The organism is Saccharibacillus sp. CPCC 101409, assembly GCF_030518235.1.
Lineage (GTDB): Bacteria > Bacillota > Bacilli > Paenibacillales > Paenibacillaceae > Saccharibacillus.
The window spans coordinates 1,011,439-1,018,216 of record NZ_JAULSA010000001.1 but is presented as its reverse complement, the minus strand read 5'-3'; the positions used below and the strand labels follow the sequence as shown (position 1 = coordinate 1,018,216).

At 50.6% G+C, this 6,778-nt stretch carries 5 protein-coding genes; all 5 read right to left on the bottom strand.

Translation table 11 applies throughout. The features are described 5' to 3' along the window. Positions 1-54 precede the first annotated feature (54 nt). The 5 genes from QWJ34_RS04285 to QWJ34_RS04265 all read right to left on the bottom strand — a co-directional run bounded on the left by QWJ34_RS04285 (position 55) and on the right by QWJ34_RS04265 (position 6,740). Positions 55-828, bottom strand: coding sequence for a 5'-nucleotidase (locus QWJ34_RS04285; RefSeq protein ID WP_302725801.1), 774 nt, complete (start codon positions 826-828; stop codon positions 55-57). Between the two features lie 459 nt (positions 829-1,287). After that, a complete protein-coding gene (locus QWJ34_RS04280) occupies positions 1,288-1,920 on the bottom strand; it encodes a hypothetical protein (protein ID WP_302725800.1) in 633 nt (210 codons plus the stop codon). Between the two features lie 1,389 nt (positions 1,921-3,309). After that, entirely contained in the window at positions 3,310-5,277 is a 1,968-nt protein-coding gene (locus QWJ34_RS04275) for an ABC-F family ATP-binding cassette domain-containing protein (RefSeq protein ID WP_302725799.1), read from the bottom strand. 66 nt (positions 5,278-5,343) lie between these two features. Next, positions 5,344-5,922, bottom strand: coding sequence for a TetR/AcrR family transcriptional regulator (locus QWJ34_RS04270; protein ID WP_302725798.1), 579 nt, complete (start codon positions 5,920-5,922; stop codon positions 5,344-5,346). Beyond that, positions 5,919-6,740 carry a DUF92 domain-containing protein gene (locus QWJ34_RS04265; protein ID WP_302725797.1) on the bottom strand — a complete coding sequence of 274 codons (822 nt, stop codon included), beginning with the start codon at positions 6,738-6,740 and terminating at the stop codon, positions 5,919-5,921. Before QWJ34_RS04265 ends, QWJ34_RS04270 begins: the two co-directional genes overlap by 4 nt. Positions 6,741-6,778 lie beyond the last annotated feature (38 nt).

Genomic DNA, 6,778 nt, shown 5'->3' with positions numbered 1-6,778 from the left:
CTTTCTTTGTTCCATATTATCCGGTGTCCCTTAACTCCGTGTCCACTTTTTATTCTAGACCCAGAAAGCTTCGTCGATTCTAACACCCCAGTTTCTTAATGTTAAAATAACTCTTTTATGAGCTGGACTATTACGAGCTGTCACTAATGCAGTTCTAATAGGATTATGTTCTGCACCAAACTCAGCTTGTAAATACGATAATGTCTTTAAAAGCTTTGCAAAAGGTCCTTCAGGCAATGGTTTTTCTGCATTCATCTTTTCGTGTTCTAAAAATGCCTCTAAGCCTTTTTCTCTATATATCATTTCAGATTCTTCAGAAAAAAGTACAGCATCTCCATCAAATGCAATTCTAATTTCTTGAATCATTTCGTGATTATATTCAGTTTCACTTTTATAAATCAAACCTGAAGCAACACCAGCATTAATGGCATTTTGAACATCTTCTTCATCTGCAGAAAGAAACAAGTCTACCTTAAAGGCTTCGAGATAAGGGACAATTGATCTTCCACTTGTTAAAGCAGCACGTGAGATATCTAGCCCATAATGTTCTGCAGAATTAAAAATTCTTAAACTCGTATCTGCATTATTTCTAGACATTACAATAACCTCTGTTTTTCGTTTTCCTTTAATTACTTCATTAAGTGTCAATATAGCTTTAATTAAACCAAATCCAATTCCTGGTTTTAGAATCACTTCTTCATTTTCTAACTGATATTTAGAATAAGCTTCTAATCCTTGCGAGCTATATATTTCGTTCTCATAAGTCAAATCAAATAAGGCTCTAGATGAAATTCCGATGACTAAGTAATTTTTCAAATCTAGTGGCATATTCAATGCTCCTTATAATTTTCTGTGATCTTTCTGCTAACGTTACCGTATTCACGACTCGACGGATGTCGAGTGTCTGGCGACTGCCAGACCCAGAGCCGTATGGCTCGCCGCGTGAATATTTTGTTATATGTCGTGAAATCGACGGGCTTCTCTGCCTTCTCCCACAAACTCCAATCCAGTCTGCTTCCGGATGGAAGCGCACCTTCTTCTCTCAGTCAATCCGCATTCCTTCTCGATGGATCAGTTTCCGGATGGAAACGTACACGCTTTGGCGCTTCTAAACTTCTAATCCAAGATTCGCGTGAATCCACTTCCCGTTCTATTCGTTCTTTCCCTATCCTTGTTCTTCCGTCGAATTTCATGTTCTTATAACGTTCCTGTATTTACGACCCGACACATGTCGGGTGTCTGGCAAATGCCAGACCAAGGGCGTATGCCCGCAGCGTAAATATTATGTTAGGCGAAGTCATGGTCTTCCATGATTAATCTTGCATACTCATTCCAATTCTTATGATCTGTGTTAATTTCCTTGGTTGGTATTACTGACTTTGCTGCTTGTATTCTAAGATTGTTTTGAGTTTCAATTAAATCTTTACACGCTTGTTCAATGTACTCCTTAGATTTATTGAGCCAGTCCTCTGAATTTCTACTCTTTATTCGTTCTTCTACTTTATCGTTTGAAATCGTGAGCATCATACATTTAGCTCCAAGTTCATATAATTGTTTTTCTAATTCTGTAATTTCAATAGCATTCGATTCAGAAAATGCAACGCGATGATTTAAATGAAATCTTTCTAATACAAAAAAGAGGCCTCTAGATTTCCTTCTACCTGGACCTAAAAAATTTGCCCAATCATTTAATTGCTTGATCATATCAACTCGGCTTCTCAATAAGTCTATATGTTGTTCTTGAGATAATCGGAATAACTTCCCATGGACGTTATTCAATATTTGAGAGTAGTGTTCTCCAAATATAACCACACTTGATTCTGAGGTTTCATCTTGTGCTTGATATTGTTTTATGGCTCTCAGTAATGATGTTTTTCCTGAATTTGAGTAACCTTCAAGAATGATTCCTCTAATATTCATTCTTTGACTGTTCCTCCTTATAATGATTTCGCCTAACGTTCCTGTATTCACGACTCGACGCATGTCGAGTGTCCGGTGTATGCCGGGTCAAGGACGAATGTCCGCAGCGTGAATATTATGTTATATGCTGCCTGTGACCTTCCAAATTCTCTTAATCTTATTCGATCTTTTCCTTATTTAATTCTATGCTTTCTTCCTATCTTTCCACAATGTTTTTTTTAGCTTTTCTCACACGCTTTTCCAATGTCTTTTGTTTAAAACTTCTTTCCCTTTCTTTTTTTGAAATGTTCGATCGATCCGAAGCGACCTTGTGCTTCTTGTGTCAAATCTGATCCCTTAATCGCTCTACATTCTTGAAAAATTCCCTTTGCTCTTATGTATTCAATGTTTTAACCCTAAACCAAAAACGCCGATCGGGAACTCGGCGTCTTGTCAACTAATCTTTCTCCAATCTTTATCTGCCTTGCAGGTTGCATATAACGTTACCGTATTCACGACTCGACGGATGTCGAGTGTCTGGCGACTGCCAGACCCAGAGCCGTATGGCTCGCCGCGTGAATATTTTGTTATATGTCGTGAAATCGACGGGCTTCTCTGCCTTCTCCCACAAACTCCAATCCAGTCTGCTTCCGGATGGAAGCGCACCTTCTTCTCTCAGTCAATCCGCATTCCTTCTCGATGGATCAGTTTCCGGATGGAAACGTACACGCTTTGGCGCTTCTAAACTTCTAATCCAAGATTCGCGTGAATCCACTTCCCGTTCTCTTCGTTCTTTCCCTATCCTTGTTCTTCCGTCGAATTTCATGTTCTTATAACGTTCACTGTATTCACGACTCAGCGTATGCTGAGTATCCGGCAAATGCCGGATCAAGGACGTATGTCCGCAGCGTGAATATGATGTTATCTGGTGCTCCTGACTTCTTCGAATCCTCTGTCTAAATGATTTCAAGTGCCGTGGTGTCTGCTTCTTTGAATCTTCATCCCGGTATGCCCTTCCCCTGTCTTTCAAATGCCTCTGCCTCTTCATCCTTGATCGTTCATCTGGCATGCTTTTCCTCTGTGTTTTCAGTGCCGTGGCCTCTTCTTCTTCGAGTCTTCTTCCCGGCCCTGCTGATTTCGTTTATTCAAATTTATTCTTTCCTGTCCTTCAGGAGTTACAGATAACGTCTTATTCCTGAACTTCGTAAATCCCTCCTACACTCACCTATCCTCGAACTTCCCAAATACATCCCATCTCGTGGTATTCCCGAATTCACTCACTTACCTCCCCATTTTATCATCAAATGGAAATTTAGAGAATCCGGGATCTTATATAAAAAAGGCCTCAAGATGATATTCCATCTCAAGGCCTTCTGTTTTTCAAAATCTAAATCCTATTCCTAAAATTTCTTACCCCTTCGCCTGCTCGATCTGCTCCGCAAGCTCGTTCAGGTAGGTCCAGCGTTCCATCAGCTCTTCCAGTTTCGCTTCGGCCGCCTGCTGGTTCTGCATTAGTTCCTGGAGCTTGGCGGAATCGCTGGAGGAGCGTTCCATTTCGGCGGCGAGGTCGGTCAGTTTCTGTTCGGCTTCTTCGATCGAGGCGTCGATCGTTTCGAACTCGCGCTGCTCTTTGTAGGTGAACTTGGGCTTCTTGCCCGAAGCTTGAGCCGCGCCGGAAGCATCCGGCCCGTTGGCTGCGGGCGCGGAAGATCCCGTATTAGCCGAATCGCCGCCGCCCGGGCTGCTCAGATTCCGGGAAGTCGAAGACTCTTCTTTCAACCCCAGTCCGCCGGTACGCTCCATATACTCGCTGTAGTTCCCGGCGTGGATCGCAATTCTGCCGCCGCCTTCGAACGCAAACAGCTTCTCGCACACCCGGTCGAGGAAATACCGGTCGTGGGACACGGTAACGACAACGCCGGGGAAATCGTCCAGATAATCTTCCAGCACGGTCAGCGTCTGGATGTCCAGGTCGTTGGTCGGTTCGTCGAGCAGCAGGACGTTCGGCGCGGCGATCAGGATTCGCAGCAGATACAGGCGTCGGCGTTCGCCGCCGGACAGCTTGCCGATCGGGGTCCACTGGGCGGTCGGGGTGAACAGGAAGCGCTCCAGCATCTGCGAAGCGGTGATCGTGCCTTCGTCCGTTTTGACCGTTTCCGCGGCTTCTTTGATGTAATCGATCGCCCGCATGGACTCGTCCATCTCGGCCGGTTCCTGGCGGAAATACCCGACTTTCACGGTGCTGCCGGAATCGATCATGCCGCTGTCCGGCGTCAAGTCGCCGGCGATCAGGTTCAGCAGCGTGGACTTGCCCCGGCCGTTCGGTCCGACGATGCCGATCCGGTCGCCCGGCACGGCCATATACGTCAGCTTGTCGATCAGCAGGCGTCCGCCCAGCGATTTGCTGACGGCGTCGAACTCCATAATCTTGCGGCCGAGCCGCGACGACAGCGCCGCTATTTCGAGATTGTCCGCTTTTTGCTGCGGCTTGTCGCCCTGCAGCTGTTCGAAACGCTCGATCCGCGCTTTCTGCTTGGTCGAACGGGCTTTGGCGCCGCGCCGAATCCAGGCCAGCTCTTTGCGCAGCAGGTTCTGCCGCTTGTCTTCGGACGCCGCTTCGCGGTCTTCGCGTTCCGCTTTGAGTTCGAGGAAGCGCGAATAGTTTGCCGTATACCGGTGCAGTTTGCCGTAATCCAGCTCCAGCATCACGTCGGCGACCCGGTCGAGGAAGTAGCGATCGTGCGTGACCATGAGCAGTGCGCCGCGCCGCTTTTTGAGATACGTTTCCAGCCAGGCCACCGATTCGGAGTCGATATGGTTGGTAGGCTCGTCCAGGATCAGCAGCTCGGACGGCTGGACCAATGCGGCCGCAAGCGCCACCCGTTTGCGCTGCCCGCCGGACAGCGTGCCCATTTTCGCTTCGAAACGGTCGATACCCAGCTTGGACAGCACGCTTTTCGCTTCGCTTTCGATGCTCCAGGCGCCCAGGCGATCCAGCTCCTGCCCGGCTTTGAGCAGTTCCTGCTGAAGTTCCGCCGAATCGGGCCGATCTTCCAGCCGCGCGGCGGCTTCCGTATACAGCCGCACCGCGCGCAGTTCTTCGCCTTCGCCCTGGAGCACCTGCTCCAGCACGTTCAGCTCGGGATCGAAGTCCGGATTCTGCGCCAGATAGCGGATGCGAATCCCGTTTCCTTTGACCACCTGGCCTTCGTCCGGCTTCTCGATACCCGCGATCACTTTCAGGAACGTCGATTTGCCGGTCCCGTTCACGCCGACCACGCCGATCTTGTCCTGGTCTTCCATGCCGAACGACGCGCGGTCGAACAGCACTTTTTCCCCGTAGCTTTTCGATATTTGTTCAACGGTCATGATATTCATCGCCGCACAACTCCCCTTTATCAAAACCGGACCTCCGCAAGCCGCGAAAGGTCCGGACGTTATCGTTCAGCCGTTCATCTCCGGTTCGCAGCCGTGCATAAACAGCCGGACGGTCAGCGTCACCCGGTGCTCCAGCGCTTTGCGCGTCAGCCCGTTTTCGAATAAAATATCCATCTTCAAGCGATCCAGCATGCCGATATACGCTTTGGCATAAAAGTCGGCGTCCGGCAGGCCGCTATCTTTCAGCACATCCAGCACCGTCTGCATATAACGTTCCAGAAACCGCTGCATGATCGTCATCAGCTGGGGATCGTTGTTGGGCGTGCGGAAAAACAGTTTGGTATGCGCTTTGCGTTCGTAATAATATTCGAGGTGATGCGAAGCGATCCGCTCCAGTTGGTCGGACAGACCGTCCGCGCCTTTGAGCCGGAACAGCAGATCGCCCATAAACTGTTCCCAATCCCGCTCGGTTACGGCCGCGAACAATTCTTCCTTGCTTTTAAAATACAAATACATGGTCCCTTTGGCAATGCCCGCATGTTCGGTGATCTCGGAAATTTTGGTGTCGTAAAACCCTTTTTTGCCGAAAATCTCGAAAGCCGCATCCAGGATCGCCTCGTACTTCTCGCTCTGCGCGGCGCTCATCCGAACCACCTCCCCGCCAGCGTCAGCATGCCGAGCGCAAGCGCTCCGCCGCACACGGAAGACATGAGGTTCACGGCATCGTTGTTCATAACAGACAGCCCGCGTTCGCGCACGGTCGGCGTTCCGCAGTGCTGCCGGGTCTCGACGAGTTTGCCGCACGACGGGCAGCGGTACATCACCTGCACCGTCGCGCCCAGATACGAATCCGTCAGCGCGCCGAGCGTGCCCCCGACCAGGCCGGCCGGAATCCACTGCCAGAGCGGAATATCCGGCCCGGTCCCCGTCCAACCCAGCAGCACGGCCGCGGCCGCGCCGATCATGCCCGCGCCGACGGCCGAAGCGGCCGTGCCGCGCAGCGATACCCCGCCGGACGTGCCCGCGGGCAGCGGCTTCCACGTCACGACGGAGCGCGGCGGTTTGCGGCTCAGGCTGCCCCACTCGGTCGCCCACGTATCGGCCGTAACCGTCGCCATTACGCCAACGAACAAGCCGAACCACACGGGCGAAGGCAGCCAGTAATTGCACAGACACAGCGCCATGCCGATTCCGCCGTTGGCGAACACCTGCATCGCGTCGCGGCGGCCGCTTTTTTCATACATCTGCTCGGCTTGTCTTTTCTCCGCCTGCTTGACCCTGGACAGTACGCTCGACGTCACAAAAAAGAGCAGCAGCAGTCCGAACCAGAACAAATCGCCGGCTCCGTAATAAATCGTGCCCATCACAATCGCCGCGATCGCGCCCGAGCCCGACAGCGACCGTTTGGCGTAAGCGGCTCCCGCCACGAGGCAGGCGCCGATCGCTCCGATGATCCAATCCACTTGATGACACGCCTCCCCGTCCGGAAGCGGCTTCCGTC